Source organism: Marinobacter antarcticus (assembly GCF_900142385.1).
GTDB classification, from domain to species: Bacteria; Pseudomonadota; Gammaproteobacteria; order Pseudomonadales; family Oleiphilaceae; genus Marinobacter; species Marinobacter antarcticus.
In genome coordinates this window covers 250,006-275,843 of record NZ_FRAQ01000001.1, presented here as the reverse complement: position 1 = coordinate 275,843, position 25,838 = coordinate 250,006, and the positions used below count along the sequence as shown (strand labels likewise).

Sequence of the window (25,838 nt, the reverse complement as noted above, 5' to 3'; positions counted from 1 at the left end):
AATGGGCGGCACCAGAAAGCACTTACTTGGGGTCGCGTATAACCAATAGGCGCAGCTCGGTCATATCTTCGATCGCATAGCGAACGCCTTCACGACCCAGGCCGCTGTCCTTAACACCGCCATATGGCATGTGGTCTACCCGCCATGACGGAACATCACCAATCACCACGCCGCCAACTTCCAGCTCGTTCCAGGCTTTTTGAATCTTGTAAATGTCGCGGGTAAAGATGCCGGCCTGCAGCCCGAAGTCAGAATTGTTCACTTCCTTCAGTGCCGCATCAAAGTCGGTGAACCTGGACAGAATTGCCACTGGGCCGAACGCTTCTTGAGTGTTTACGTTTTGAGCCGGGTCTACGTTCTCCAGCAGAGTTGCCTGCAGCATGGCGCCATCGCGATCGCCACCAGCCAGAATGTTGGCGCCGGATTCTTCAGCTTCCAAAACCCAATTGTGCAGCCGGGTTGCCTCCTTCTCGGAGATCATCGGGCCGATAAAGGTGGTTTCGTTTTTCGGGTCGCCGTGTACCAGAGCATTCACGGCAGCGGAGAGCTTCTCGCGTATCTCATCGTAGTGCTTCTCGTGCACCATAATGCGCTGCACGCTGATGCAGCTCTGGCCGGACTGGTAGTAGGCGCCGAACACAATGCGTGCAACAGCGTCGTTGATATCAGTGCCTTCGTCGACGATGCAGGCTGCGTTACCGCCCAGCTCCAGAACAACAGGCTTTTTGCCAGCTTTTGCCTTCAGCCGCCAGCCCACATCGGGAGAACCTGTGAAGCTCAAAAGCTTCAGGCGGTCGTCGGTTGTAAACAGGTCGGCACCGTCGCGGTGACACGGCAAGATGGAAAAAGCGCCTTTGGGCAGGTCGGTTTCAGCCAGAACTTCACCGATGATGATCGCACCGATCGGGGTTAGGCTTGCCGGCTTCAGGATGAAAGGGCAGCCCGCTGCAATGGCCGGTGCTACCTTGTGCGCTGCCAGATTCAGTGGGAAGTTGAACGGCGAAATAAAGGAGCAGGCACCGATCGGCACGCGCTTCCACATACCGGTGTAGCCTTCGGCACGAGGGCTGATATCCATGGGAACTACTTCACCGCCGATGCGAACAGCCTCTTCGGCCGCAATACGGAAAGTGTCGATCAGGCGCGTCACTTCACCACGCGAATCCTTGATTGGCTTGCCAGCTTCAATACAGAGGGCGCCAGCCAGCTCTTCTGCACGCTCCTCGAAGCGCTTGATACAGTGATTGAGGATTGCCTGACGCTTGTAGGCCGGCAGCTTGCGCATTGGCTCAGTTGCGGCGTCAGCGGCTGCGATTGCCCGGTCAATCGCAGCCGCATCTGCCATCGCGACACGGGTCGCAACTTCACCAGTGAACTTGTCATACACCGCCAGGTCCTGGTTCGGTGTAAGGGCTTCGTTAGCCAGATAGTAAGGATAGGATGCTTGCAGCATGAGATGGGGCTCCGCCGGATTTGGACTTTGTTAATATGTTAACTAATGCTAGTTAACATATTAACTGAAGTCAACGACCTCCAACGCAGGAGCCGCCTGACAATAGAGTGGATTATTAATGGGTGTCAGGGTTTTATCTCACAGAGTTGATCAAGCAGCTCTGCCAATTGCTGCATGTTCTTCTTGGAGAACTGTTTGGTGATTTCCTGATAACGGGCTTCCAGTGACGGACTAACGCTATCAAACATCTGCTCGGCCTTGTCGGTCAGGCTGATCAGCACGCGACGCTGATCCTCTGGTGAGCGGCGACGGTGGATGTAGTCCTGCTGTTCCAGTCGGCTGATGATGCCCGTTAAGCTAGGGCTAAGGATGCAGCACAGATCAGCGAGTTGCTTTGACTCCAGCTCACCGTGCTCGACCAGTGCGCGAATGACCCGCCACTGCTGCTCGGTGAGCGGGATTGACTGCAGCGCCGGGCGGAAGAAGCTCATGGTCGCTTCGCGCGCCTTGAGTAGCTTTAGAGGGATGGAGTCTTCGTATTTGCGCATCAGTGGTTCGCTACCCGTAATTCGTGTCGGCTGTAGGATGATCACCGAATCCCCATATATTGCATTGAATGCACCAGCAGGCCTGAAAACGCGGCAATGGAGATTCTGGAGGGTTGCCCGGTGGTCGATTTCCGTTGCATGGTAACATTTTATTAATATATGAATTAACAGTCCACAGCCTATTGTTGTTGGCTGCGGTAGCGCTTTGCAGTAACGCCTGTGTGGCGCTTGAAAAAATGGGAAAAGTAGGCAGGGTCAGAGAAGCCAAGCTGGTAACAGATATCGCTGCTGGAGAGATTGCTGAAGATCAGCAGTCGCTTGGTTTCTTGTATAATACGGTCGTGGGTCAGTTTTTTTGGTGAGCGATTAGATATGCGCTGACAGATTTGGTGCAGGCGGCTTTCAGAAATGCCCAGCCGGTCGGTGTACTCCGGAAGGTGCCAGTGTTCGCGGAAATGCTCCTCGATTAAATCGGAGAAACGACGAAAGATTTGCAGGTCATCGTTATTGACTGCGCTACTTTCTGCCTCTTTGGCAGACAGGCGGCTGATCTGGATCAGTAACAGGCTAACCAACGAATGCAGCGCCAGCCGCTTGGCCGGATGCTCCCGAAACCACTCAACCTTGAGATTGCGAAAGGTCTGGGTAATCAGGGGCCATTGATTGCGCTGCTCGGGTTCCAGGTCTGCTCGCACAATACAGATGCCATGACTCAGCTCAGTATCCATCTCCTGTTGCAGGCCATCTTTGAGCAGCTGCCAGACAATGGACTGATGAATGGTCAATACGTGGCCGCGGGCATCGGGTTTGGTCAGAAAAGAGTGGGGTACAGAGGGCGGCGTCAGAATCAGGCTAGGGCCGCGGACGTGATAGATCTTATCATCGATATGGAAGCTGATTTCGCCCCGGTCGATGTAGTGAATCTGTAGGTATTGGGCATGCCGGTGCACCGGCATGTCACGACCAAAAAAAATGGCCAGGTTTTCCAGAGCATCATAGTGAATGGGCGCGTCGATGTAACGGCGGTCGTAATCCTGCCCCATGATGATGTTAGGAATCCATTCACTGCTATCACTATCGTTCATGGTGCGCCGATAACAGAAAAGGCGGACGGCCATGCCGGGCACCTGAAGGTGTCGGCATGGCCGTATCTGCAGCTCTTAGCGTTTGCCAAGAGTCGGTACACGGTGAGTACCATGTGCGATGCAGACGTTCTTTGTTTCCATATAGAAGTCGAAGCTCCAATCACCGCCATCACGGCCGATGCCGGACATCTTGGTTCCGCCGAACGGAGATGGCAGGTTTCGATTGTTTTCGGAGTTTACCCACAGCATGCCGGCTTCGACGTGCTTGGCCATGCGCATGGCGCGGCCAGTGTTTTCAGTCCAGATGTAGCCGGACAGGCCATACTGGGTGTCGTTGGCAATCTGGACGGCTTCTTCTTCGGTGGTGAAGGTGATTGCAGTCAATACCGGGCCGAAGATTTCTTCCTGGGCAATGCGCATCTGGTTGTTGGCGTCGGTAAACAGGGTTGGCTCAACGTAGTTGCCTTTCGGGTTCAGTTCGGGTTTTGCATCGGTGATGCGCTTGCCACCCACGGCGATGTTGGCACCGTCTTTTTTGGCAATGTCGAAGTAGCTCAGAACCTTGTTGAAGTGTTCGGTTGCAACCAGTGGACCCACTTCGGTTTCCGGATCAAGCGAGTGGCCCACGCGCAGGTTGCGCACGCGCTGTTCCAGCGCAGCGATGAACTTGTCGCGGATACCGCTCTGGATCAGCAGACGGCTGGAAGAGGTGCAGCGCTGACCGTTCAGGCTGTAGATCATGAATACAACAGCATCGAGTGAGCGTTCGAAGTCGGCATCGTCAAACACGATAACTGGATTCTTGCCGCCCAACTCGAAGTGCATGCGCTTCAGAGTGTCAGCACCCTGGCGCATGATGTGAGAACCGGTGGCAGACTCGCCAACCAGTGCCACCGCCTTGATTGCCGGGTGTTCGGTCAGGCGCTTGCCAGCATCTTCGCCGAAGCCGTTGACCATGTTCCACACGCCTTTGGGCAACACTTCATCTGCGATCTCGGCCAGAATATAGGCGCTCAGTGGGGTCAGCTCAGCCGGTTTGTGCACTACGGTGCAGCCTGCGGCCAGTGCCGGAGCGATTTTCCAAGTGGACAGCATGAACGGCGTGTTCCATGGGGTGATGATGCCGACTGGGCCAATCGCATTGCGGATGGTGTAGTTGGTGTGCTCATCCTGATGCAAGGCCAGGCCATTTTGCGCTTCCGGTACCTTGTCGGCGAAGAAGCGGAAGTTGGCAGCGCCACGCAGGGCGGCCTGCTTCATAAAGCGGATCGGCTGACCGCAGTCCATGGATTCGACCATTGCGATTTCATCAGCGCGCTCAACCAGCCGGTCAGCGAATTTGTGCAGCATCTTCTTGCGTTCGGCACCTGGCGTGTTGGACCAGGCTTCGAAGGCGTTTTCAGCAGCTTCACACGCAGCGTCCATGTCGGCCACGGAGGCGGCCATCACTTTACCGATGCAGCTGTTGTCGGTCGGGGTGAGATTGTCGTATTCACGGCCGCCGTTACCCAAGGTGAATTCACCGTTGATATAGTGGCCGGTGGTGTTGTTCTTGAAGCGCTCCAGGTACTGCTGTGCGCGTTCCAGGTTGGTTGCCAGTGTATCGCTCATTTTATAACTCCTGAAACTTTCAGTATTTGTCGCCGTAGTATTCCTGCTCGGAAACGATCTTCGTTTCGAGTGAGCAGACGTTCTCGATGCTGCAGACCACGGTGTCGCCCGGCTGCATGTCGACTACCCCGTGCGGCGTGCCGGTAGCGATCATGTCGCCCGGGTTCAGGGTCATGATCTTGCTCAGGTATTCGATCAGGAAGGGCACGTCAAAGATCATGTCCTTGGTAGAGCCGTCCTGAGTGATCTTACCGTTCACTTCAGTGGTCAGACGCAGATTGTTGGCGTTGGGCACGTCAGCGGTATCAACGATCCACGGCCCCATCGGCAGCAGAGAGTCACGGCTCTTCACGCGCAGGTTCGGGCGGTAGTAGTTTTCCAGATAGTCGCGGATGGCGAAGTCGTTACAGACAGTGTAGCCAGCCAGGTAGTCCAGTGCGTCTTCACGCTTGATGTTCTTGCCGGTCTTGCCGATAACGGCGACCAGTTCGCACTCGTAGTGCTGGAATTCGATGTTGTCCGGGCGGTAGCTGATTTGCTTGTGGCCGGTCAGCGTGTTGGCGTGCTTGAGGAATACCAGCGGCTCCTTCGGCGGCTCGAACGCCAGTTCGGTGGCGTGGTCAGCGTAGTTCAGACCCAATGCGAAAATGGTGCCCGGCTCCTTTACCGGCGGTAGCCAGCTGATATCGTCCGAATTCAGCGCCACGTCCAGCACTTCGCCGTCAGTGGTGGTGATGCGATCGTTGGTGTTGATGTCGATATCCAGCTCACGGCCGTCAAAGATAATGCGTGCGTGTCTCATGGCTCAGGCACCTCCCAGCGTGTTGTTCAGGGTGCCGACACCCTCGATGCTTGCTTCAACTTTGTCGCCCTTGGCAACGGTAACGCGGTCACCGGCGAAACCGACGGCGATGATTTCGCCCGGCTGCAGCGTCATGATGTGCGAGATGATGCTGATCAGCTCCGCAACGCTGCGTTCCATGTTGGCCAGTGCAAAGGCGCTCTTCTGTGCGCCATTGACGCTTATGGTCACGGTCAGGGCGTCCGGAGTGGCAACCTTGTCGGCAGCAACCACTTCAGGGCCGACCGGTGCCGAGGTGTCCAGGCACTTGCCTTTGATGTCCGGGCGGTAGTAGTTCTGCTCTGGCAGAGAGTAGTCGGCGACGATGGTGTAACCGCCCACGCAGTCCAGTGCTTCCTCGGCAGAGACACGGCAGGTTTCCTTGCCGATCACCACACCCAGGCTTGCGCCTACAACCATTTCAGCAACGTCGTTGCCGTCAAAATCTTTTGCCCACTCTACAACGGCACCCTCGGTGCTCCAGGTATTGCGTGGCTTATAGTAAAGCACCGGTTGAGTCGGAGGCTTTTTGTAGGGAGCTTCGTTGAATGTTGCTTCCAGAGCAGCCATCTGTTTCTTGTCGTTCAGTGCGACGCAGACCAGCTTGCTGTTAACCAGAGTCCTTGCAGTCATTGTTAGCCTTCTCGTGTTGATGGCGGGCGATCAGTAGCCGGCCCGAGGTTTTTCGTCTTCAACCGGGGTGCCCTGTTTGAAGCGCTGCGCCAGTTTGCGGGTTTCATTGGCCAGAATCATGGTGTCTACACCGACACCAACGAAGTCGGCACCTTGTTGGACATAGCTCTCCGCCAGTGACGGGTCCAGGCAAAGCAGGCCGGCATACTTGCCGGCGTCGCGAATCTTGTTCAGGCCGGTGTTGACAGTATCGACCACCACCGGGTTGCCGGCGTCACCAATGTAGCCCATGGATGCGGACAAATCGGATGGTCCAATAAAGACGCCGTCAACGCCGTCCACGTGCAGAATGGCGTCAAGATTTTCCATCGCACTGGCAGTTTCCACCTGAACAATCAGGCAAATTTCATCGTTGGCTTTTTTCAGGTAATCCGATACCTGGTTCCAGCGCGCAGCACGGGCCAATGAGGTGCCCAGGCCGCGGATGCCCTGCGGCGGATAGCGAACAGCCTTTACTAGTTGAGCTGCCTGCTCGGCCGTCTCGACCATTGGCACGAGCAGAGTCTGCACGCCGATATCCAGGAGCTGCTTGAGCAGGGCCGTGTTGCCTTCGACGCAGCGCACGATTGGTGCTGTGTCGTAAGGGGCGATCGCCTGCAGATGCGCCATTATGGTACGCAGGTCGAACGGGGCGTGCTCACCGTCGATTAGCAGCCAGTCAAAGCCGGCCACGGCGGCAATTTCAGCGGCACTGTTGTCCGGCAGGCCAAGCCAAAGGCCGAACTGGGTATCGCCGGTAGCCAGTCCCTGCTTGAAGCGGTTCTTTAGCAGCTCCATGCTCGTCTCCTGTTTGATTGGTGCTTATTCGAAGTTCAGGGCCACGCCACCCAGTGAGCCGAAATCGGCGTGGACAGTATCGCCCGCCTTGACCGGCACCGGGCGGGTGAAAGAGCCGGAGAGGATCACCTGGCCTGGCTCCAGGCCAATACCGTGCGGGGCAAAACGTCTGCACACCCAAGTGATACCTTTCAACGGATTGCCAAGTACGCCACCGGCCAAACCAGTCTCTTCAATCTGACCGTTCAGGTACAGCATGCAGCCGGCCCAGCGCAGGTCGATATCCATCGGTTTGATTGGGCGGCCGCCCATGACGATACCGGCATTGGCGGCGTTGTCGGAAATGGTGTCATACACCTTGCGAGTGTAGCCTGTTTTCGGATCGGTACGCAGGCAGCGCGCGGCGATCAGTTCCAGTGACGGAATTACATAGTCAGTCGCGTCGATAACATCAAAGATGGTGACATTTTCACCGAATAACGGTTTTTTCAGTATGAACGCCAATTCTACTTCGATGCGCGGATCGAGAAAATCGGATGCTTTGAGGGTGGCACCGTCTTCGAACAGCATGTCGTCGAGCAGCACGCCGTAGTCAGGCTGGTCAATGTTGGATGACATCTGCATGGCTCGAGAAGTCAGGCCGATCTTGTAGCCGATTACCTTGCGTCCATCTTCAATCTTGTGGTCAACCCAGGCTTTCTGAACAGAGTAGGCATCTGCCATGTCCATTCCAGGGTGCTCCAGGGTCAGCGCCGGGATCTGCTTGCGATTCACTTCTGCTTCGTGCAAGCGATCGGCGGCGATCTTGATCTGCTCTTTGGTCAACATGCTTTATGGCACCTTTGATAGTCCGTTGCGGTTCAATGGCTGTGCGTGGAATCGCGCGCGGCCATATCGATTGGCGGCTGGCGATGGCGCAGGTGATATGAGACTTATTTTAGTTAACATATTAAGTAAGTCAAGAGTCGATGTCTGAACTATAGTTGTGGCTGTGTGTGGGTATCAATCAGAAAAGTGGTGCAATGGCTATACGTATTGACAGCAGTTAACATGTTAAGTAGATTTCTTACTATTCGCCCTTTGCTCATAATCGCCGGATTGATCCGGGACAAGGACTCGAATCAACCGCTCAGGGGAGTACTGACGATGCCGCATTTTATAGTTGAATACTCGGGCAACCTGCATGACCGACTGGATTTTCAAAAGTTATTCAAGCGCTTGCACGAATATGTGGTGTCAACGGGTGCTTTCCCGCTTGGCGGTGTGCGCAGCCGTGCAATCCGCTGCAACGATTTTCGGGTGGCTGATGGTCGTGATGACTTCGCGTTCCTGAACCTGAACCTGAAGATCGGACACGGTCGCGATATGGCGCTTAAACAGGAAGTCGCTAAGCAGGTATTCAAAATTTTGTGTGACTGGATGCAACCGATCAGTGATGAAACTTATGTACAGATCTCTTTCGAGATGACGGAACTGGATCCGGTGCTGAAGTTCAACAAGAACAACATACATCCTCTGTTCTCAAATACCTGACGGGAGTGTGACACGGGTGGGCGCTGCAAGACCTGTAGGGCAGTGCCAGGAAGGTTTGCGGGTATTCCCGGGCCGCGGCCAAGCAAGTAATAATTACAAAACTATCAGGAGATAGGCCGTTATGACAAAAACAAAACTCTTTACTAAAGCTGCCATCCTTTCATTGGGGCTGGCGATATCCGGCAGCGCTTTAGCCGCCACGACGTTGCACGTCGGGACCTGGCTGCCGCCGACCAACCCACAGAACGCCGTGGTCTGGCCGACGTGGGCCAAATGGGTTGAAGAGGCAACGGAAGGACGGGTTAAGGTTGAAATCGAACACGATCTGGGCCACCCGAAAACCATGTTCCAGCTGGTAGAGGACGGTGTCGTCAACGCCGGATTCAGTTACCACGGTTACGTTCCGGGTCGTTTCAAGTTGCCCCAGATTGTGGAATTGCCGGGCCTGGGTGTAGGAGCTGAGGCGGGTTCGGTCGCACTCTGGCGGGTGTATAACAAGTACTTTATGGACTCCGGCGAGTTTGAAGGCCTAACGCTTCTGGGCATGTTTACCCATGGTCCGGGCTATATCCAGTCCATTGAGCCAATCACCTCCTTCGACCAGATAAAGGGCAAGAAGATTCGCATTGGTGGTGGCGTCCAGACCGAGCTTGGCAAGCGAATGGGCGTGACTGCGGTTTCAGCGCCAGCCCCCAAAGTCTATCAAATGATGCAGCAGGGCGTGATTGATGGTGCCTTCCTCCCCATGGGTGAGCAGAAGACTTTGCGTCTCAAGGAAGTGGCGCCCAACGTCACCATGCTCCCTGGTGGCATGTACCTCGGCAGTTTTTCGATGTTCATCGATCCATACTTTCTGGAAAAGCTCGACCCCAAGGATCGCGAGGCGATCATGAGCGTATCGGGTGAAAAACTCTCCGCCCTGGCCGGGCGCGCCTGGGATGGTATTGATGACGAGGGCCTGAAGGCTGCGGAGGAAGCCGGCGTCAACATCATCCGGGTTAAGGAAGGCGATAAGATGGCGCAGGACTTCCAGAAGCTGATTCAGGGCATGGACGAACAGTGGATCCAGAGCGTGTCTGATCGTGCTCCGAATGCCCGACAGGCGCTAAAAGAGCTGCGGACCGTTGCCCGAGAGTATGAGCGTGAGCATCAGGAGTAACCACATGTCTCTCGCTACATGGGTTAACAGGCATTATAGCGAGAAGGGACCAGCCAAGTGGCTGGTCTTCCTTCTGGAGCTTGTAGCAGCATCAGTTCTCTTCCTGCTTATGTTGACTACCTGCCTGGACGTGGCCGGTCGTTATCTGTTCAGCAGCCCCGTTCCCGGGGCCACTGAACTCACCCGGCTGGGCCTTGCCCTGATGGTATTCGCGGCTATGCCGGTTGTCACTTATCGGGGTGGGCACATCGTGGTGGATCTGTTGGACAATGTGCTGGGGCAAAAGGTGTTGAAGGTTCTCGGACTGGTTTCGGCCCTGATTATTTCCTCTTCGATGTATTTCCTTGGGGTACGGATCTTTGAGCTTGGCGAGAGATCGATCCGGCGTGGTGTTGTGACGGAATTTCTCGGCATGCCCAGTGGTTATATTTCCGAGTACATCGCCATAATGAGTTGGCTAACCGCCGCCGCCGTGATAACGCTCGGCGTTCATCGCACCCTGTTCACTCCTGAAAAATAAACCAATCAGTTACGGAAAATTCTATGACCGTCGTGCTGACCGGCTTTGCCGTTCTCCTTTTCATGATCTTGGTTCTGAGGGTGCCGATTGCCTTTGCCATGGGTCTGGTCGGTTTCTTTGGCTTCGCTTTTCTGATGGGGCTGGACCTGAACAATTTCATGGATTTTCGCTGGCGGGGCGCCCTGTCGATGGCGTCGAACCGGGTGATCGATACGGTCCAGAATTATGGCCTGTCGGTAATTCCGTTGTTTGTGCTGATGGGTAACCTGGTGACCCGTTCGGGCCTGGCCCAGGAGCTTTACCATGTTTCCAATGCCTTTCTCGGTCATCGCAAAGGCGGACTGTCAATGGCAACGGTGGTAGCCTGTGGTGGTTTTTCGGCGATCTGTGGCTCCAGTCTGGCAACCTCCGCGACCATGGGCAAGGTGGCCATGCCACCGATGCGCAAATACGGTTATGCCGACTCTTTGGCCACCGCCTCTATCGCCGCTGGCGGCACTCTGGGCATCCTGATTCCGCCGAGCGTGATTCTGATAATTTACGGTCTGCTGACCGAGTCCTCTATCCGTGAACTGTTCGCCGCCGGTTTTATTCCGGGCATCCTCGGCATGCTAATGTATATGGGCGCGGTGCGTTATGTGGTTTGGCGTGATCCCAGCGCCGGCCCCGCGGGTGAGAAAGCCGAATGGCCGGAACGTTTGCGCGCGCTGAAAGGAGTTTGGGGTGTATTGCTGTTGTTCACTGTCGTCATGGGCGGTATCTATCTGGGTGTCTTCACGCCGACGGAAGCGGCAGGCATCGGTGCCGGTGGCGCTTTTCTGATTGCCCTCGCCCGGCGCAGTCTCACTTTGTCGACACTCTTCGAAACACTGGCGGATACAGCCCGTACTTCTGCGATGCTGTTTGCCGTGGTGATCGGGGCGCTGATTTTCTCGGACTTTATTAACCGGGCCGGGCTGCCGGGCATGTTACTGGAGTTCGTGACTGCGCTGGATGTGGCCCCGATTGTCGTGATTCTGGCAATTTTGGGTATCTACATTGTGCTCGGGATGGTGTTTGAAAGCCTGTCGATGATCCTGTTGACAGTGCCGGTATTCTATCCGCTTGTGGAGAGTATGGGCTTCGATCTGGTGTGGTTCGGCATAGTTGTCGTTGTCGTGACTGAGATCAGTCTGATCACGCCGCCCGTGGGCATGAACGTCTTTGTGCTCAGTGCAGTATTGAGGGATGTCAAAACGGGCACTATCTTCAAGGGTGTTACACCATTCTGGTGTGCCGATATTGTGCGTTTGGCGCTGATTGTGTTTATTGCTCAGATTGCACTGTTTTTGCCGGAGCTGCTGTACCGCTAAGAGGTACAGCCTTACCTGTCCCTGGTGGATAGAGGAGAAGAACAATGTTTCATGATGTTAAAAAGATTTTGTATGTCTCAGATCTTGATCAAGGTTCGCGTCCGGCATTCCGTGCAGCGGTCAGCCTGTGTGGTCACTACTCTGGCGCTCAGATCACGTATCTGTACGTGATTGAGTCCCTGTCGAGTACCGCACGCAGTTTGCTGAGTAACATGATGGAGGAAAAAGAGCTCGAGGACATGCTGCACAAGGGCGTTGAGGAGTTGAGCCTCAAGATCCGCGGGCGGATAGAGCGCTTCTGCGCGGAAGAGCTGGAAGAGCACGAAGTGTTAGGCCTGAAGAACATTGAGGCGCGCATCGAGGAAGGCACGCCCTGGCGTAAAATCCTTGAGGTCGGCGACGAGATGAATGCCGATGTGATCGTTATGGGAACCCGCAAGCACAGCGCGCTAGGGCAGGCACTGATGGGCTCTACCGCGACCAAGACGCTGACTCACTCCAAGCGTCCGGTTCTGATCGTGCCGCTGGGTGTTGGCTGATCTAGACTGTTCTGTTTCTGGCAGACGGCCACAAAAAAACCGCCAGCAGCTTTAAGTTCTGGCGGTTTTTTATGGCCGGAAGGTTTATTCCGGCTTTTTGGCGACCAGTGTCAGAATATCGTAGCTGGCAACCAGCTCGTCTTCCTGATTGGTGACCTGAACGTCCCAGACTACCACGCCTTGCGGATGGCCATCTGGCGAGGTGCGGCCCTGGTCGATCTTGCGCTTGCAGGTCAGGCGGGCACGAATGGTATCGCCCGGCGCTACCGGCTCGATGAACCGCAACGTATCCAGACCGTAGTTCGCCAGCACCGGACCTTCGCCCGGATACACAAACAGGCCGGCCGCAGCAGACAGCACGAAATAGCCGTGTGCGATGCGCTTGCCGAATTGACTTTTACGGGCGGCGATTTCGTCAAAGTGCATGTAGAAGTGATCGCCTGACAGGCAGCCGAAGTTCACCAGATCCGCCTCAGTAACCGTGCGACGGTGGGTCAGCAGTGACTGGCTGATCTGAAGATCTTCGAAGTGATACCGGAACGGGTGTATGTCGTTCTCGATCACTTTCGCCCCGCGGATGTACTCGCCGGTTACTGCGGCCAGCATGGTGGGGGAGCCCTGAATGGCTGTACGTTGCAGGTAGTGATACACAGCGCGGATACCGCCAAGTTCTTCACCGCCGCCAGCGCGCCCGGGCCCGCCGTGCTTCAGCATAGGCAGGGGAGAGCCGTGGCCTGTGGATTCTTTTGCAGCTTCTGCGTCCAGCAGGTGCAGGCGGCCGTGATAGGCGGCAAGTGCCGGTGCCAGCTTGGCAATGGTAGCCGGGTCGCGGCTGGTCACTGTGGTAACCAATGAGCCACGGCCCTTGGCGACCAGCTCAATCGCTTCGTCCAGGGTGTTGTAGGGAATGATTGTGGCAACCGGGCCAAAGGCCTCAATGTCGTGCGCGCCACAGCCGTTTTCCGGATTACGGCACAGCAGCACGTGCGGTTCAATGAATGCGCCTTTCTCGGTACCTTCGCCGGTTGGCTTGAAGTTGCCTTCGCCACCGACAACCAGCTCACTGGTTTTCAGCAGTTCCTGGATGTTGGCTTTAACGTCTTCAAGCTGGTCGATCGATGCCAGGGCGCCCATGCGTACGCCTTCGACCGAAGGATCACCTGTGGTGATTTTCGAGAGACGTTCTTTGAGCTTGTCGCACACTGCCTGTACCTGATCCTGAGGCACCATGACCCGGCGGATCGCGGTGCACTTCTGGCCAGCCTTGGCAACCATTTCTCGGCCCACTTCCCGTACAAACAGGTCGAACTCTTCGTGTTCCGGCGTCACATCCGGAGCCAGAAGGGCACTGTTCAGCGAGTCGGCTTCTGCATTGAACGGAATAGAACGGTTGATGATGTTCGGATGGTTGCGCAGCATGCGTGCCGTCTTCGCCGAGCCGGTAAAGGTGACCACATCCTGTTCTTCCAGGTGCTCGAACAGATCGCCGGTGCTGCCGATGATCAGCTGCAGGCTGCCTTCCGGCAGAGCGCCGGATTCGTGCATCAGGCGAACGGCCAGCTCGGTAACGTAGCAGGTGGAAGTAGCCGGCTTCACAATGGAGGGCATGCCCGCCAGGAATGTGGGTGCAAACTTTTCCAGCATGCCCCATACCGGGAAGTTGTAGGCGTCGATATGAACGGCTACGCCGCCACGGGGCACCATGATGTGGGTGCCGGCAAAGTGGTTGTTTTTGCCCAGCTGCGTAACCGGGCCTTCGTGTATAACGTTGCCGGACGGCAGCTCACGGCGGCCCATGCTGGCGTAGGAAAACAGCGTACCGAACCCGCCATCGATATCAATACCGTTATCCGCTTTGCTGGAACCGGTGTGCATCGAGAGGGCATAAAGTTCTTTTTTGTGCTCTTGCAGGTACATCGCCATGGCTTTGAGAGCCAGAGCGCGCTCCTGGAAATCCATGGCCAGCAGGGTTTTCCCGCCGACCTTGCGGCCGTATTCCACGGCTTTCCTGAAATCCAGAGTATCGTCGTGCGTATGCGCAACGATCTCGCCGTTGATGGCGCTGGGCAGCGCTTTTGCTGCCTGCTCACCAATCCAGTCACCGGCAATAAAACTCTTGAGAACTGACATGTAAGAAAACTCCAGAATTACATTTCGTCGTAGTCGAGGACTACCTTGTCGCTAACGGGGTAGCACTGGCACGACAACACGTAGCCCGCCTCAACTTCGTAATCTTCCAGTGCGAAGTTCTGATCCATTTCGACTTCGCCTTCGATTACCTTGGCGCGGCAGGTAGAGCAGACACCGGCTTGGCACGAGTAGGGCAGGTCGGCGCCTTCGTCGTTACCCGCCTGGAGAATGCTCTTGGTATCTCGCACCAGGTTGAAGGTCAGTGAGCGGCCATCTGCTTTTACGGTTACAACGCTGACAGCTTGCGGGTCGACTTTGGTTTCAGCACGGTCTTTGCGTGCCTGAGGCACTCCACCGGCAGGCGTAAAGAGTTCGTAGTGAACTTTCGACTTTTCCAGCCCGTGGCGCACCAGTGAGTCACGCACGGTCTCGGTCAACATCTGAGGGCCGCAGAGGAACGCAGCGGTCAGATTCTTGGCGTCAATCCAGTGGTCAAACAGCTGGTCACATTTGTCGGCATCAATGCGCCCGTTATAAAGGTCTATGTCCTGCTCTTCCCGGGTGAAGATGTACACCAGGTTGAAGCGGGTCATGTATTCGTTTTTAAGGTCCTGCAGCTGATCCCGGAACATGGTGCTGCTGGTGCCCTTGTTGCCGTAGAACAGGGTGAACTGGCTCTTGGGCTCTGTTTCCAGTGTGGTTTTCACGATGGACAGAATCGGGGTGATGCCACTGCCAGCGGCGACCGCCAGGTAGTTGCCTTCACGCTCCGGATCCAGATCCGTGGAGAAATGTCCCTGTGGGGGCATCACATCCAGCGTGGAGCCGGGTTTTAGCTGTTCGTTGGCAAAACTGGAGAATACGCCACCGGGTACGCGCTTTATGGCGATTCGCAGCTCTTCATCATTCACACTGGAGCAAATGGAGTAGGTGCGGCGCACTTCTTCGCCATCCACTTTGGCACGCACCACAAGGTGCTGACCTTGCTTGTACTTGAATTTTTCTGCCATATCGGCGGGCAGATCAAAGCACAGGGACACGGCGTTTCTTGTTTCCGGCCTGACCTCTTTGAGGGCCAGCGAGTAGAATTTATTCATGATCGTATCGGCTCTATATGCATTTGAAGTAGTCGAAGGGTTCAAGGCAATCGCGGCAGCGATAAAGCGCCTTGCAGGCAGTAGAGCCGAATTCGCTGATGCGCTCGGTGTGCTCGCTGCCACACAGTGGGCAGGCGATCACTTCATCGGCGCCCAGCAGGCTCATTTTGCTGGCACTGCCCTTGGGCGGAGCTATGCCAAATACCCGGAGTTTTTCGCGGCCTTCTTCGGTTATCCAGTCTGTGGTCCAGGCCGGCGTAAGCACGCGATTGATCTGCGGATCACGAATGCCGGCTGCACGCAGGGCTTCGACGATCAGCTCTTCGATCAGCTCTGTCGCGGGGCAGCCGGAGTAGGTTGGCGTTACATCTATGCTCAGATGTTTGCCATCCCAGCTTAGCCTGCGCACTATGCCCAGCTCCACTACGCTGACCGCAGGCACTTCCGGGTCCTTGACGTTATCCAGCAGTTCCCAGATTGCGTCTTCTGTCAGCAGTTCCGGGTGGGCGTTGGCCGGTACCCGGTCGCTGGCAATCAGTACGTCTACAGATGATGGTTCACGTTCATTCACCGGAGGTGCTCCCTTTAACAGACAGACTTACCAGGTGGTCGCATCCGGGTAGGCGCGAGGCAGGAACTGCATCTCGGCCAGGATGAGCCCCAGGTGCTCAGTGTGAACGCCGCTTTTGCCGCCCATGTACATCCAGGCATCTTCCGCGCCGGTTGTCAGGGTGGCCTCGGCAGCTACTTCACGCACCATGCCAAACCAGTCCTGCTTCAACTGCTCAGGATCCGGGCCAATGCCGGCCTTGAACATGGCGTGGTCGGTATCATCCGGAGTCACCAGTTCGCCGGTGAAGCGCCACAGGAGATCAAAAGCTTCCTGAATGCGGCGGTGGCTTTCCTCGGTACCGTCGCCCATGCGCTTGACCCACTCCGAAGAGCGGCGCAGGTGATAGGTGGCCTCTTTGACAGCCTTGGCCGCAATGTTGGCAATGCGCTCGTCACCGGCGTTCACCAGGCTTTTCAGCGTGAAGTAGTGCCACACATCGAAGAAAAACTGGCGCGCCATGGTGACGGCGTAGTCTTCATTCGGTTGCTCGACCATCAGCAGGTTGCGATAGTCGTGGGTATCCCGCAGATAAACCAGTTTGTCGGCGTCGCGGCCGTCATCGATCAGTTCGGCGACGTACTCGTACCAGTTGCGGGCCTGACCCACCAGGTCGAGCGCAACGTTCATCAGTGCCAGTTCTTCTTCAACCGCCGGTGCTTTACCAGTCAGCTCACAAAGGCGTTGGCTCAGAATGATGTCGGAGTCCGCCAGGCGGAGCAGGTATTCCTGTAGAGCTTGTTGCTGGGTCATGGGTCGCTCCTCACATGTGTCCGACTTCGTCAGGCAGCTTGTAAAAAGAAGCGTGCCGGTAAACCTTGTCTTCGGAAGGATCGAAAAGAACCTCTTTTTCGTCCGAAGCAGAGGCCGTGATGGTGTCAGACGGAACGACCCAGATGCTTACCCCTTCGTTACGACGGGTGTACAGTTCGCGGGCGTTTTCCATGGCCATTTCATTATCTGCAGCGTGCACGCTACCCACGTGTTTGTGGTTGAGACCGTGCTTACTGCGTACGAAGACTTCGTATAGGCGCCATTCAGACATTGTTATTTCTCCTGTTTACGCGGCTGCGCGCTGTTTTTGTTTTGCGGCGTAGGCAACGGCAGCTTCCCGTACCCAGGCACCCTCATCAATGGCTTTCCGGCGAGTAGAAATACGCTCATGGTTGCAGGGGCCATCGCCCTTGAGTACGTCGTAGAACTCTTTCCAGTCGATGTCTCCGAAGTCGTAGTGACCACTCTCTTCGTTCCACTTCAGATCCGGGTCGGGCACGGTGCAGCCGAGGAATTCGAGCTGTGGAATTGTCTGGTCAATGAACATCTGGCGTAGTTCGTCATTACTCTTACGCTTGATCTTCCAGACCATGGACTGCTGGGAGTTGGGGGACTCATCGTCGTGTGGGCCGAACATCATAAGCGCCGGCCACCACAGGCGGTTAATGGCGTCTTGCACCATATCTTTCTGGTCCTGGGTACCCTCACGCATCATGTCCAGCAGGATCTGGTAGCCCTGACGTTGGTGGAAGCTCTCTTCCTTACAGATACGTACCATGGCGCGGGAGTAAGGACCGTAGGAAGTACGTTGCAGCACCACCTGGTTAACAATGGCGGCACCATCAACGAGCCAGCCTACTGCACCCATATCGGCCCAGTTCAGGGTTGGATAGTTGAAGATGCTTGAATACTTGGCTTTGCCGTCGTGCAGCTTCTGGATTTCTACATCCCGGTCAGCGCCCAGAGTTTCCATGGCGCTGTACAGGTACAGGCCGTGGCCCGCTTCGTCCTGGATTTTGGCCATCAGCTGCAGCTTCCGCTTGAGCGTCGGCGCGCGAGTAACCCAGTTGCCTTCGGGCAGCATGCCGACGATTTCCGAGTGGGCATGCTGGGAGATCTGGCGGATCAGCGTTTTACGATAGCCGTCTGGCATCCAGTTCTTGGCTTCAATCTTCGTTTCCGCATCTACCTTTTCCTGGAAGTCCCGCTCTTCGGGAGACATTTCTTCCAGGGTCTTGAGGCGCTTGGTTCCGGTATCAACCATCTGTGCGTACATAACTCTCTCTCCGAATCTGGCTTATTTGGTCTGCTGGAGTTGGGCAGCAGTGCGCCGTGACGAATCACGGGCGATATCTCCATACTATATGATACTGAATAAATATCAAGGAATCGTATTCTGTATCATGTTCGCTTCATCAGGCTTTGGTTGTATGCTCAAGCCATTGAAAAGCAGAAGTTAATTTTCTTTCATTAATGATTGCTTTTGGTTTTTTGAAACACCAAGGAAAAATAAATGACCGGGACGTTACTGCTGACCGCCCCGGCTGCGGGCTTTAGTCCTTGCGGCGATCAAATACCCGCTTGGCCTTGCCCTCAGAGCGGCTCAGGGTTCCCGCATCCTGCACCTGTATTTTGGTGCTGATGCCGATGTAGGACTTGATGTGATGTGCCAGCTCTTTGGCCGCGTTTTCTTTAATATCTGCACCTTCTGCGCCGACTTTCAGCTCGACCCGGACATCCACGCAGTCCAGATTGCCCTTTTTGTACACTTCGATTTCGTAGTGAGGTGCCAAGGCATTGCACTTCAGTACCTGTTCTTCAACCTGGGTGGGGAATACGTTTACGCCACGGATAATCAGCATGTCGTCACTGCGACCTGTGATCTTGTCGATACGGCGCATGGGCCGTGCCGTGCCTGGTAGCAGACGGGTGAGGTCGCGTGTGCGATAACGCAGCACCGGCATGGCTACTTTGGTGAGGGAGGTGAATACCAGTTCGCCGTACTCGCCGTCGGGCAGCACTTCACCCGTTTCCGGGTTGACGATTTCCGGGTAGAAATGGTCTTCCCAGATGGTCGGGCCATCTTTGGTTTCCAGACACTCCATGCCCACGCCGGGGCCCATCACCTCAGACAAGCCATAGATGTCCAGAGCCTGAATGCCAAGGCGATCTTCCAGTTCCGTGCGCATTTCGTTGGTCCAGGGCTCTGCACCGAAAATGCCCAGTCGCAATGGCAGTTTTTTGGGATCAATGCCCTGACGATCCATCTCGTCAGCAATGTTCAGCATATAGGAAGGCGTGACCATGATGATGTCAGGCTCAAAGTCGCTGATCAGCTGAACCTGCTTCTCGGTCTGGCCGCCGGACATGGGAATGACGGTACAGCCCAGGCGTTCGGCACCGTAGTGGGCACCGAGGCCGCCGGTGAAAAGGCCGTAGCCATACGCAATATGAATCTTGTCTCCGGAGTGACCGCCACCGGCGCGGATGGAGCGGGCGACGATGTCGGCCCAGGTTTCAATGTCGCTCTGGGTGTAGCCCACGACGGTGGGTTTGCCGGTGGTGCCGCTTGATGCGTGTACCCGGACGACTTTTTTCATAGGTACTGCGAACATGTTAAACGGATAGTTATTCCGCAGGTCGGCTTTTCCGGTGAACGGAATCCTGGCGATGTCTTCCAGGCTGTTGATGTCCATGGGCTTGAGGCCAATGGCGTCAAACGCATTGCGATAATGAGGCACGTTCGTATAGGCATGCCAGACACTCCAGCGCAGGCGTTGAAGCTGCTCGTGGCGCAGTTCGTCAACGCTGGCAGTTTCCATCCGGTCCAGCTTTCCGACTTTTTGCATGGGTAGATTCATGGTTTTTCCTGTGTTGTTCTTGTCGCCCTGACTTGCCGCCGGGCCAGTTTCAGTTTATGCCACGCGCCCGGAACAATCCGGGCTGGTTTAATTATTCCGCGCTGTCTACGCGTTCGATAATCAATGCGATGCCTTGGCCTACACCGATGCACATGGTGCACAGTGCATAGCGGGCGCTCTGGCCCTGCTGATGACGACGCTCCAGTTCATTCAACGCTGTGGTCACAAGGCGTGCACCGCTCATGCCCAGTGGGTGGCCGAGTGCAATGGCTCCGCCGTTGGGGTTCACGTGCTCGGCATCATCCGGCAGGCCCAGATCGCGCAGCACGGCCAGGGCCTGGGCGGCGAAGGCTTCGTTCAGCTCAATTACATCCATATCGGCCAGTTCGAGGCCAGCGGTCTTCAGCACCTTGCGGGTGGCCGGCGCCGGCCCCATGCCCATAATGCGCGGTGCAACACCGGCAGTGGCCATGGCAACAACCCTGGCGCGGGGCTTGAGGTTGTGCTGTTTCAGGGCATCGCCGCTGGCAAGCAGCAGCGCGCAGGCGCCGTCGTTTACGCCGGAGGCATTGCCAGCGGTAACGCTGCCGCCATCACGGAACGGTGTTGCCAGGCTGGCGAGCTTTTCCAGGCTGGTTTCCCGCGGGTGTTCATCGGTATCAACAATGAGAGGGTCCTGCTTGCGGCGTGGAACGCTCACCGGCACGATTTCATTATCAAAGCGTCCTGCTTTCTGAGCCGCAACGGTACGCTGCTGGCTGCGCAGGGCGAAGGCATCCTGATCTTCCCGGGTAATGCTGAAATCGGCGGCGACGTTCTCGGCGGTCTCCGGCATGGAGTCAATGCCGTACTGCTTTTTAAGCAACGGGTTTACGAAACGCCAGCCTATGGTGGTGTCGAACATCTCGGCTTTTCGGCTGAAGGCGGAGTCTGCCTTGCCCATCACGAAAGGTGCCCGCGACATGGATTCCACGCCGCCGGCCAACATCAGGCTGGCTTCGCCCGTGCGCAATGCCCGGGCTGCGCTGCCAATGGCATCCATACCGGAGCCACACAAGCGGTTGATGGTGCCGCCCGGCACATCAATCGGCAAACCGGCCAGCAGTAATGACATGCGGGCCACGTCACGGTTGTCTTCACCGGCCTGGTTGGCACAGCCGTAGAGCACGTCGTCTATGGCAGCCCAGTCCAGTTCGCTATAGCGGTCTTTAAGTGCCTTCATGGGAATGGCCCCCAGATCGTCGGCGCGCACGGTTGCAAGGGAGCCGCCGTAGCGGCCAATCGGTGTGCGTACCGCATCCACTATGTAGGCATTTTGCAGGCGTTTTTCGTTACTCATTGCTCATTCTCCGACTGGATGACTTCGCCGCGTACCTGATAGGACTTGCCGCGAAACAGGGCAATCACGTGGCCGTTCTGGTTAGTGATTATGATGTCGTACACGCCGGTGCGGTTACCGCGGGACTGCTCAACCGCATTGGCGGTCAGCACATCGCCTTCACGGGCACCGAGCATGTAATCGATGGAGCAGCCTGAAGCCACAGTGGCTTTGTTATAGCTATTACAGGCAAAGGCAAAAGCCGAATCGGCCAGAGTGAACAGGTAGCCACCATGACACGAGCCGTGGCCCTGAATCATGATGCTGGTGACCGGCATGGTGACCGTGGCTTTGCCCGGGGATACGTGGGTAATCTTCATGCCAAGGTTACGGCTGGCCTCATCCCGCTCGTACATGGATTCGGCGCAGTCCTGTGCCAGCTTTTGGGCATCGGGTGCGTGGTGTTCGTTGCTCATGAATAGAACCCCTTTTCGGCAAACCGGTTTTTCCGCAGCAGCAATGCCGGCCTGTAGCGATCTTCGCCGTAGCTCTGCTGAAGGTGTGTCAGTACTGTATGCACAAGGCTGAACCCGAGGTTGTCGCTCCAGCGAAGCGGGCCTTCCGGATAGTTCAGGCCGGCTTTCATGGCAAGATCGATATCGCTGACGGAAGCCACGCCGTGCAGCGCCGCGTCAGCGGCTTCATTGGCCAGGGTTGCAACGGTGCGCATAATCACGAGGCCCGGTCGGTCGGCGATCTGACTCACGGCAATGCCGGCTTTTTGCAGCAGGGCGCAGGCGTCATTTACGGCCTGTGAGGTCGCCTGATCGGCCGCGGCGATAGCGAGGCGGCTGGCTTTGGCGTAATCGAACGCCAGGTCCAGCAGAATCAGGTTGTTGCAGGCTTCCGCTGCGGCGCGTTCGGTCGCCATGCGGCCATCGGTCAGTGCCAGTACAGCTTCGCCGAAATGCAGGCGGCCTGGGCCGTCCCGCTCGATGATCTTGAGGCCGCTTTCGCTCAGGCGCGTTACCAGTGCCGCCAGTGGGCCCGGGTTGCCTTCCACAATAAGGGTGTCTGCATCGCAGTTGGCAGACGCGGCTGTCGCCGGCTCAGGTTTTTGCGAGCCTTCGGAGTAGTTGTAAAAGCCCTGGCCACTCTTGCGGCCTAACCGGCCGGCTTCAACCAATTCTTTCTGCACCAGAGAAGGCAGAAAGCGTGTGTCCTGGTAGTAGGAATTGAAAACCGAGGAAGTCACCGCGTAGTTTACGTCGTGGCCGATGAGGTCGGTCAGCTCGAAAGGCCCCATACGAAAGCCCCCGGCTTCGCGCACGATGGCGTCCAGTGTCGCGCTGTCTGTTGCCTGTTCCTGTAGCAGGCGCAGGCTCTCCGCATAAAAAGGCCTTGCGACCCGGTTAACGATAAAGCCGGGTGTGGACGTTGCGGTTACCGGCTTCTTGCCCCACTGGGCGGCCGTGGCGTAAACGCTTTGTGCAATCTCGTCGCTGGTGGCCAGACCTTTGATGACTTCTACCAAGGCCATCAAAGGCGCCGGGTTAAAGAAGTGCATGCCCACCAGACGCTCGGGGTGCTTCATTTTGGCGCCCAGGGCTGTCACAGATATGGACGAGGTGTTGGTGGCCAGAATGGCTTTCTCACCGCAAACGTCCTCAAGGTTGGCCAGCAGGCTACGTTTGATCTCCAGATCTTCAACGATGGCTTCGATGACCAGACCGGCCTCCGCAAGCTCGCTGAGTTCTTTGATCGGCTTGATGCGATCAAGAAGTGCGTCCAGAGCGGACTGCTCCATCTTTCCCTTATCAACCCGGCGCTGCAATTGCTTGGCAACACTCTGGCGGCCAGCTTCAGCAGCACCCTCGCGCTGGTCGAGCAGGAATACCTGGTGGCCAGCCTGGGCGGCTACCTGGGCAATACCGGAACCCATGGCTCCGGCGCCGATGACGGCAACGGGGGTGTCGGTGGCAAGTGGTTGCATGCTTATTTCCCCTTGAATTCAGGTGCGCGCTTTTCCATAAAGGCGGTAACACCCTCACGGTAATCCTCGGTGCGCCCAGCCAGGCGCTGCAGGTCCCGCTCCACCAATACCTGCTCTTCAAAGCTGTTATTGGCGCTTGCGTGCAGGGCGCGCTTGATCATCGCCAAGCCTTTGGTGGGCTGGGTCGCGAAATGGCGGGCCAGTTTCATGGCTTCATCCTGCAGGGCGTCGTCTTCTACGCACTGCCAGATCATGCCCCACTGCTCCGCCTTTTCGGCGCTCAGCTTGTCACCCAATAAGGCCAGGCCTTTTGCGCGGGCCATTCCTACTGCGCGCGGCAGGGTCCAGGTGCCGCCCGAGTCGGGAATAAGGCCTATCTTGCAAAAGGCCTGAACAAAGTTTGCAGAACGCGCTGCAAGCGTAATGTCACACGCCAGAGCGATGTTTGCGCCGGCTCCGGCAGCAACACCATTAACGGCACAGATCACCGGCATGGGCAGATCCCGAATGGTCTGCAGCAGCGGGTTATAATAGTTCTCGATGGAGAAGCCCAGGTCCGGAGCTTCGGCGCCGGGCTTGACGTTGCGATCCGACAGATCCTGGCCGGCACAGAAGCCGCGGCCATTGCCGGTAAGCAGCATGACCCGCACGGTGTGATCGTTGCGGATGGCTTTCAGCGCGGCGCGCATTTGCTCATGCATTTCAACGTTAAAGCTGTTGAGGCTCTTGGGGCGGTTCAGGGTTACTTTTGCAATCCCCTGATCGATGTCGAGAAGCACACTCTGCTCGGTCATGGAAGAATCCTTGTGATAGCAGTGAAACCCGGTTTGGTCGCTTCGGGTGGGTGTTTTTAATCAGTCCGGGCTCAACGCCCGGAGAACCTCGGCTTGCGTTTGTTGCGAAAGGCCTCAAGGCCTTCACGGCGATCGTCCGTCGCTGCCAGAATGGTAAAGGCATGACGCTCAAACCGCAGGCCGGCAGCAAGATCCATATCTTCAGCGCGCTGCACCGCTTCGCGGGCCAGTCGCACGGCGATAGGGCCTTTGGAGGCGATGGTGCGGGCAATAGCCACAGCGCGCTCGATCGTCAGTTCCGGCTGGCATATTTCGCTCACCAGACCCGCTTCCAGAGCTCTCTGAGCACTGATAGGTTCGCCCGTGAGCACCATTTGCATGGCCAGTGACTGGCCCACTGCGCGCACCAGCCGCTGGGTACCGCCGGCCCCGGGCATAATGCCGAGGTTGATTTCAGGTTGGCCGAAGCGGGCGTTTGTGCCCGCAACCATAATGTCGCCGTGCATGGCCAGTTCGCAGCCGCCACCCAGGCAGAATCCGTTCACAGCGGTAATCAAAGGCTTGGTAAACCGGGCGATGCGCGCCCAGTGCTTGATGCGGGGGTCTTCGAGCATGCCGACCAGATCGCGAGCCGCCATTTCGTTGATGTCAGCGCCTGCAGCGAAAGCGCGCTCACTACCGGTAATAACCACGGCGCGGGTTTCAGGATCAGCTTCGGCGGTATCCAGCTCGCTGCTCAGGGCTTCAAGCAGTGCAGTATTCAGGGCGTTGAGGGCTTCAGGGCGATTAAGCGTTAACAGGCGAACGCCTTGATCCGGCCCTTCCGAGAGCAGTATCTGTGGCATAGCGGTTCCGGCATTGCGTTGTTTTAGTGGTTTGTCGGTAAGGCCTCATGGTTTTCAAGGCGACTTCCGCAGGGCGGTGTCCCGCCTTGTTCAATATCAGGAAAGAGTATAGGTTTGAATTGATACCGGTCAAGAATCTGAAACGAGATTTTTGTATCACGTTATTGTCGGATGAATTGGTGTGTTTGTAGACTTATGATTTCCATGGTTATTTTTCTTGTTAGCCTTTAGTCTTATGGCGCAGCAAAAGAGGCCATGCCGCGCCCCGTCACCTTCTGAGCCGTGTATTATCTGTTCCGATACAGAAAAAGTAGCTTAAAATACGAAAAAACAAACACGTTATAAGGAGCGTTTTATGCCCTGTTACCGGATTGATGGTGTGACGCCAGTGGTACATCCATCGGCGTACGTGCACCCCACTGCCGTACTCATTGGCGATGTGCATGTGGGGCCCGATTGCTACGTTGGGCCCTGCGCGTCTTTACGCGGTGATTTTGGCCGTATTGTGATGGAACAGGGTGCAAACCTGCAGGACACCTGCGTGGTTCATGCCTTTCCCGGACGTGATGCGGTTATCCGGCGCAATGGCCACATAGGGCATGGTGCTGTGCTGCATGGCTGCGTGATAGAGGAAGATGCCATGGTCGGGATGAACTCAGTCGTAATGGACGAGGCCGTGATAGCGGCGCGCTCCATTGTTGGTGCCGCAGCGTTTGTGAAAAGTGGTTTTAGTTGTGAACCGGCCTCACTGATTGTCGGCTCGCCGGCCAAGGTGCTGCGCCAACTGAGTGATAAAGAAGTAAGCTGGAAACAGCGTGGCACCCAGGAATACCAGACGCTGACACGGCGGTGCCTGGAGAACATGAGGGAGTGCTCGCCACTGGCCGAAGTGGATGCTGACCGGCCGAAGTTGCAGATTGGCGAGCATGATCTGAAGGATAATACATAGAGCTTGCCATTCCTTTTTTGGCTTGCGGTCGACAACGGCTTGCGCATGGAAATGATATGAGCCCGGAAGAATGGCAGAACATTCTGGAAGTGATTCCGGATGTGCGTGATGGCCTGACGCGCACTGAGCGGCTTGTTCTGTACCTGATACATGAAACCCAGAAAGAGCTGAATGGGCGCAATGTCCCTACCGTTATGCTTTACGGACGGGTGCTTGAGTATGTTGATATGAGTGAGGCAGAGCTGCACGTCTATCTTGACCGGTTGGGTGTCCGGGGTGACGGCACTCAATAGCGGTGACGCTTGGCCCTGCTCACTGATCCCGCAACCGCAACGATCATCCCGGAATCAGATATG

The 25,838-nt window shown here is 56.4% G+C and carries 27 protein-coding genes; 7 read left to right on the top strand and 20 right to left on the bottom strand.

The window, feature by feature from the left end; all coding sequences use genetic code 11:
* Positions 1-22: 22 nt before the first annotated feature.
* From BUA49_RS01335 to hpaH, 8 genes are all read right to left on the bottom strand, one after another.
* Positions 23-1,453, bottom strand: coding sequence for an aldehyde dehydrogenase family protein (locus tag BUA49_RS01335; RefSeq protein WP_072795002.1), 1,431 nt, complete (start codon positions 1,451-1,453; stop codon positions 23-25).
* A gap of 125 nt (positions 1,454-1,578) precedes the next feature.
* Entirely contained in the window at positions 1,579-2,001 is a 423-nt protein-coding gene (hpaR, locus tag BUA49_RS01330; RefSeq protein WP_072795001.1) for a homoprotocatechuate degradation operon regulator HpaR, read from the bottom strand.
* 179 nt (positions 2,002-2,180) lie between these two features.
* The gene (gene hpaA / locus BUA49_RS01325) at positions 2,181-3,119 is read right to left on the bottom strand and encodes a 4-hydroxyphenylacetate catabolism regulatory protein HpaA (protein WP_217650391.1); all 939 of its coding nucleotides are present in this window, start codon (positions 3,117-3,119) and stop codon (positions 2,181-2,183) included.
* Positions 3,120-3,161: 42 nt separating this feature from the next.
* On the bottom strand, positions 3,162-4,697 hold the full coding sequence (gene hpaE, locus BUA49_RS01320) for a 5-carboxymethyl-2-hydroxymuconate semialdehyde dehydrogenase (RefSeq protein ID WP_072795000.1): 1,536 nt from the start codon (positions 4,695-4,697) through the stop codon (positions 3,162-3,164).
* A gap of 19 nt (positions 4,698-4,716) precedes the next feature.
* Positions 4,717-5,499 (bottom strand): fumarylacetoacetate hydrolase family protein, encoded by a 783-nt coding sequence (locus tag BUA49_RS01315; protein ID WP_072794999.1) that lies wholly within the window; start codon positions 5,497-5,499, stop codon positions 4,717-4,719.
* Positions 5,500-5,502: 3 nt separating this feature from the next.
* On the bottom strand, positions 5,503-6,171 hold the full coding sequence (locus tag BUA49_RS01310; protein WP_072794998.1) for a fumarylacetoacetate hydrolase family protein: 669 nt from the start codon (positions 6,169-6,171) through the stop codon (positions 5,503-5,505).
* A 30-nt stretch (positions 6,172-6,201) separates the two neighbouring features.
* Entirely contained in the window at positions 6,202-7,008 is an 807-nt protein-coding gene (gene hpaI, locus BUA49_RS01305; RefSeq protein ID WP_072794997.1) for a 4-hydroxy-2-oxoheptanedioate aldolase, read from the bottom strand.
* A 24-nt stretch (positions 7,009-7,032) separates the two neighbouring features.
* Entirely contained in the window at positions 7,033-7,836 is an 804-nt protein-coding gene (hpaH, locus tag BUA49_RS01300; protein WP_072794996.1) for a 2-oxo-hept-4-ene-1,7-dioate hydratase, read from the bottom strand.
* A 318-nt stretch (positions 7,837-8,154) separates the two neighbouring features.
* Here hpaH and BUA49_RS01295 point away from each other — a divergent pair, with 318 nt between their 5' ends.
* From BUA49_RS01295 to BUA49_RS01275, 5 genes are all read left to right on the top strand, one after another.
* Complete coding sequence (locus tag BUA49_RS01295) at positions 8,155-8,541, top strand: 5-carboxymethyl-2-hydroxymuconate Delta-isomerase (RefSeq protein WP_072794995.1); 387 nt, start codon at positions 8,155-8,157, stop codon at positions 8,539-8,541.
* 121 nt (positions 8,542-8,662) lie between these two features.
* Positions 8,663-9,700 (top strand): TRAP transporter substrate-binding protein, encoded by a 1,038-nt coding sequence (locus BUA49_RS01290; RefSeq protein WP_072794994.1) that lies wholly within the window; start codon positions 8,663-8,665, stop codon positions 9,698-9,700.
* Positions 9,701-9,704: 4 nt separating this feature from the next.
* Positions 9,705-10,220, top strand: a complete 516-nt coding sequence (locus BUA49_RS01285) for a TRAP transporter small permease (RefSeq protein ID WP_072794993.1) — start codon at positions 9,705-9,707, stop codon at positions 10,218-10,220.
* A gap of 23 nt (positions 10,221-10,243) precedes the next feature.
* Entirely contained in the window at positions 10,244-11,572 is a 1,329-nt protein-coding gene (locus tag BUA49_RS01280; RefSeq protein WP_072794992.1) for a TRAP transporter large permease, read from the top strand.
* A 44-nt stretch (positions 11,573-11,616) separates the two neighbouring features.
* A complete protein-coding gene (locus BUA49_RS01275; protein ID WP_072794991.1) occupies positions 11,617-12,111 on the top strand; it encodes a universal stress protein in 495 nt (164 codons plus the stop codon).
* An 84-nt stretch (positions 12,112-12,195) separates the two neighbouring features.
* Here the strand turns inward: BUA49_RS01275 and paaZ are convergent, their stop codons facing one another.
* The 12 genes from paaZ to paaF form a co-directional block, all read right to left on the bottom strand.
* Positions 12,196-14,241: a phenylacetic acid degradation bifunctional protein PaaZ gene (gene paaZ / locus BUA49_RS01270; RefSeq protein WP_072794990.1), complete on the bottom strand. Its 2,046-nt coding sequence runs from the start codon at positions 14,239-14,241 to the stop codon at positions 12,196-12,198.
* Positions 14,242-14,258: 17 nt separating this feature from the next.
* On the bottom strand, positions 14,259-15,338 hold the full coding sequence (paaE, locus tag BUA49_RS01265; protein WP_072794989.1) for a 1,2-phenylacetyl-CoA epoxidase subunit PaaE: 1,080 nt from the start codon (positions 15,336-15,338) through the stop codon (positions 14,259-14,261).
* Positions 15,339-15,351: 13 nt separating this feature from the next.
* Complete coding sequence (gene paaD, locus BUA49_RS01260) at positions 15,352-15,909, bottom strand: 1,2-phenylacetyl-CoA epoxidase subunit PaaD (protein ID WP_072794988.1); 558 nt, start codon at positions 15,907-15,909, stop codon at positions 15,352-15,354.
* Positions 15,910-15,936: 27 nt separating this feature from the next.
* Positions 15,937-16,701, bottom strand: coding sequence for a 1,2-phenylacetyl-CoA epoxidase subunit PaaC (gene paaC, locus BUA49_RS01255; RefSeq protein WP_072794987.1), 765 nt, complete (start codon positions 16,699-16,701; stop codon positions 15,937-15,939).
* Between the two features lie 10 nt (positions 16,702-16,711).
* The gene (paaB, locus tag BUA49_RS01250; RefSeq protein ID WP_072794986.1) at positions 16,712-16,993 is read right to left on the bottom strand and encodes a 1,2-phenylacetyl-CoA epoxidase subunit PaaB; all 282 of its coding nucleotides are present in this window, start codon (positions 16,991-16,993) and stop codon (positions 16,712-16,714) included.
* Positions 16,994-17,008: 15 nt separating this feature from the next.
* A complete protein-coding gene (gene paaA / locus BUA49_RS01245; protein WP_072794985.1) occupies positions 17,009-17,998 on the bottom strand; it encodes a 1,2-phenylacetyl-CoA epoxidase subunit PaaA in 990 nt (329 codons plus the stop codon).
* 277 nt (positions 17,999-18,275) lie between these two features.
* Positions 18,276-19,583, bottom strand: a complete 1,308-nt coding sequence (gene paaK / locus BUA49_RS01240; RefSeq protein ID WP_072794984.1) for a phenylacetate--CoA ligase PaaK — start codon at positions 19,581-19,583, stop codon at positions 18,276-18,278.
* Positions 19,584-19,674: 91 nt separating this feature from the next.
* Positions 19,675-20,922 carry a 3-oxoadipyl-CoA thiolase gene (gene pcaF / locus BUA49_RS01235; protein WP_084063459.1) on the bottom strand — a complete coding sequence of 416 codons (1,248 nt, stop codon included), beginning with the start codon at positions 20,920-20,922 and terminating at the stop codon, positions 19,675-19,677.
* Positions 20,919-21,377, bottom strand: coding sequence for a hydroxyphenylacetyl-CoA thioesterase PaaI (gene paaI, locus BUA49_RS01230; RefSeq protein WP_072794983.1), 459 nt, complete (start codon positions 21,375-21,377; stop codon positions 20,919-20,921). Before paaI ends, pcaF begins: the two co-directional genes overlap by 4 nt.
* Complete coding sequence (gene paaH, locus BUA49_RS01225; protein ID WP_072794982.1) at positions 21,374-22,894, bottom strand: 3-hydroxyacyl-CoA dehydrogenase PaaH; 1,521 nt, start codon at positions 22,892-22,894, stop codon at positions 21,374-21,376. Before paaH ends, paaI begins: the two co-directional genes overlap by 4 nt.
* A 2-nt stretch (positions 22,895-22,896) precedes the next feature.
* Positions 22,897-23,688, bottom strand: a complete 792-nt coding sequence (gene paaG / locus BUA49_RS01220; RefSeq protein WP_072794981.1) for a 2-(1,2-epoxy-1,2-dihydrophenyl)acetyl-CoA isomerase PaaG — start codon at positions 23,686-23,688, stop codon at positions 22,897-22,899.
* 71 nt (positions 23,689-23,759) lie between these two features.
* Positions 23,760-24,533 carry a 2,3-dehydroadipyl-CoA hydratase PaaF gene (paaF, locus tag BUA49_RS01215; protein ID WP_072794980.1) on the bottom strand — a complete coding sequence of 258 codons (774 nt, stop codon included), beginning with the start codon at positions 24,531-24,533 and terminating at the stop codon, positions 23,760-23,762.
* Positions 24,534-24,888: 355 nt separating this feature from the next.
* Between paaF and BUA49_RS01210 the strand changes: the two genes are divergently transcribed.
* The gene (locus BUA49_RS01210; RefSeq protein WP_072794979.1) at positions 24,889-25,482 is read left to right on the top strand and encodes a phenylacetic acid degradation protein PaaY; all 594 of its coding nucleotides are present in this window, start codon (positions 24,889-24,891) and stop codon (positions 25,480-25,482) included.
* Positions 25,483-25,538: 56 nt separating this feature from the next.
* The gene (locus BUA49_RS01205; RefSeq protein ID WP_072794978.1) at positions 25,539-25,775 is read left to right on the top strand and encodes a hypothetical protein; all 237 of its coding nucleotides are present in this window, start codon (positions 25,539-25,541) and stop codon (positions 25,773-25,775) included.
* The last annotated feature ends 63 nt before the right edge of the window (positions 25,776-25,838 follow it).

Bases quoted from the DNA above. Each gene is read 5' to 3' on its own strand.
- BUA49_RS01335 (WP_072795002.1), bottom strand. From the start codon at position 1,453: ATGCTGCAAGCATCCTATCCTTACTATCTGGCTAACGAAGCCCTTACA.
- hpaR (WP_072795001.1), bottom strand. From the start codon at position 2,001: ATGCGCAAATACGAAGACTCCATCCCTCTAAAGCTACTCAAGGCGCGC.
- hpaA (WP_217650391.1), bottom strand. From the start codon at position 3,119: ATGGCCGTCCGCCTTTTCTGTTATCGGCGCACCATGAACGATAGTGAT.
- hpaE (WP_072795000.1), bottom strand. From the start codon at position 4,697: ATGAGCGATACACTGGCAACCAACCTGGAACGCGCACAGCAGTACCTG.
- BUA49_RS01315 (WP_072794999.1), bottom strand. From the start codon at position 5,499: ATGAGACACGCACGCATTATCTTTGACGGCCGTGAGCTGGATATCGAC.
- BUA49_RS01310 (WP_072794998.1), bottom strand. From the start codon at position 6,171: ATGACTGCAAGGACTCTGGTTAACAGCAAGCTGGTCTGCGTCGCACTG.
- hpaI (WP_072794997.1), bottom strand. From the start codon at position 7,008: ATGGAGCTGCTAAAGAACCGCTTCAAGCAGGGACTGGCTACCGGCGAT.
- hpaH (WP_072794996.1), bottom strand. From the start codon at position 7,836: ATGTTGACCAAAGAGCAGATCAAGATCGCCGCCGATCGCTTGCACGAA.
- BUA49_RS01295 (WP_072794995.1), top strand. From the start codon at position 8,155: ATGCCGCATTTTATAGTTGAATACTCGGGCAACCTGCATGACCGACTG.
- BUA49_RS01290 (WP_072794994.1), top strand. From the start codon at position 8,663: ATGACAAAAACAAAACTCTTTACTAAAGCTGCCATCCTTTCATTGGGG.
- BUA49_RS01285 (WP_072794993.1), top strand. From the start codon at position 9,705: ATGTCTCTCGCTACATGGGTTAACAGGCATTATAGCGAGAAGGGACCA.
- BUA49_RS01280 (WP_072794992.1), top strand. From the start codon at position 10,244: ATGACCGTCGTGCTGACCGGCTTTGCCGTTCTCCTTTTCATGATCTTG.
- BUA49_RS01275 (WP_072794991.1), top strand. From the start codon at position 11,617: ATGTTTCATGATGTTAAAAAGATTTTGTATGTCTCAGATCTTGATCAA.
- paaZ (WP_072794990.1), bottom strand. From the start codon at position 14,241: ATGTCAGTTCTCAAGAGTTTTATTGCCGGTGACTGGATTGGTGAGCAG.
- paaE (WP_072794989.1), bottom strand. From the start codon at position 15,338: ATGAATAAATTCTACTCGCTGGCCCTCAAAGAGGTCAGGCCGGAAACA.
- paaC (WP_072794987.1), bottom strand. From the start codon at position 16,701: ATGACCCAGCAACAAGCTCTACAGGAATACCTGCTCCGCCTGGCGGAC.
- paaB (WP_072794986.1), bottom strand. From the start codon at position 16,993: ATGTCTGAATGGCGCCTATACGAAGTCTTCGTACGCAGTAAGCACGGT.
- paaA (WP_072794985.1), bottom strand. From the start codon at position 17,998: ATGTACGCACAGATGGTTGATACCGGAACCAAGCGCCTCAAGACCCTG.
- paaK (WP_072794984.1), bottom strand. From the start codon at position 19,583: ATGAATCTACCCATGCAAAAAGTCGGAAAGCTGGACCGGATGGAAACT.
- pcaF (WP_084063459.1), bottom strand. From the start codon at position 20,922: ATGAGTAACGAAAAACGCCTGCAAAATGCCTACATAGTGGATGCGGTA.
- paaI (WP_072794983.1), bottom strand. From the start codon at position 21,377: ATGAGCAACGAACACCACGCACCCGATGCCCAAAAGCTGGCACAGGAC.
- paaH (WP_072794982.1), bottom strand. From the start codon at position 22,894: ATGCAACCACTTGCCACCGACACCCCCGTTGCCGTCATCGGCGCCGGA.
- paaG (WP_072794981.1), bottom strand. From the start codon at position 23,688: ATGACCGAGCAGAGTGTGCTTCTCGACATCGATCAGGGGATTGCAAAA.
- paaF (WP_072794980.1), bottom strand. From the start codon at position 24,533: ATGCCACAGATACTGCTCTCGGAAGGGCCGGATCAAGGCGTTCGCCTG.
- BUA49_RS01210 (WP_072794979.1), top strand. From the start codon at position 24,889: ATGCCCTGTTACCGGATTGATGGTGTGACGCCAGTGGTACATCCATCG.
- BUA49_RS01205 (WP_072794978.1), top strand. From the start codon at position 25,539: ATGAGCCCGGAAGAATGGCAGAACATTCTGGAAGTGATTCCGGATGTG.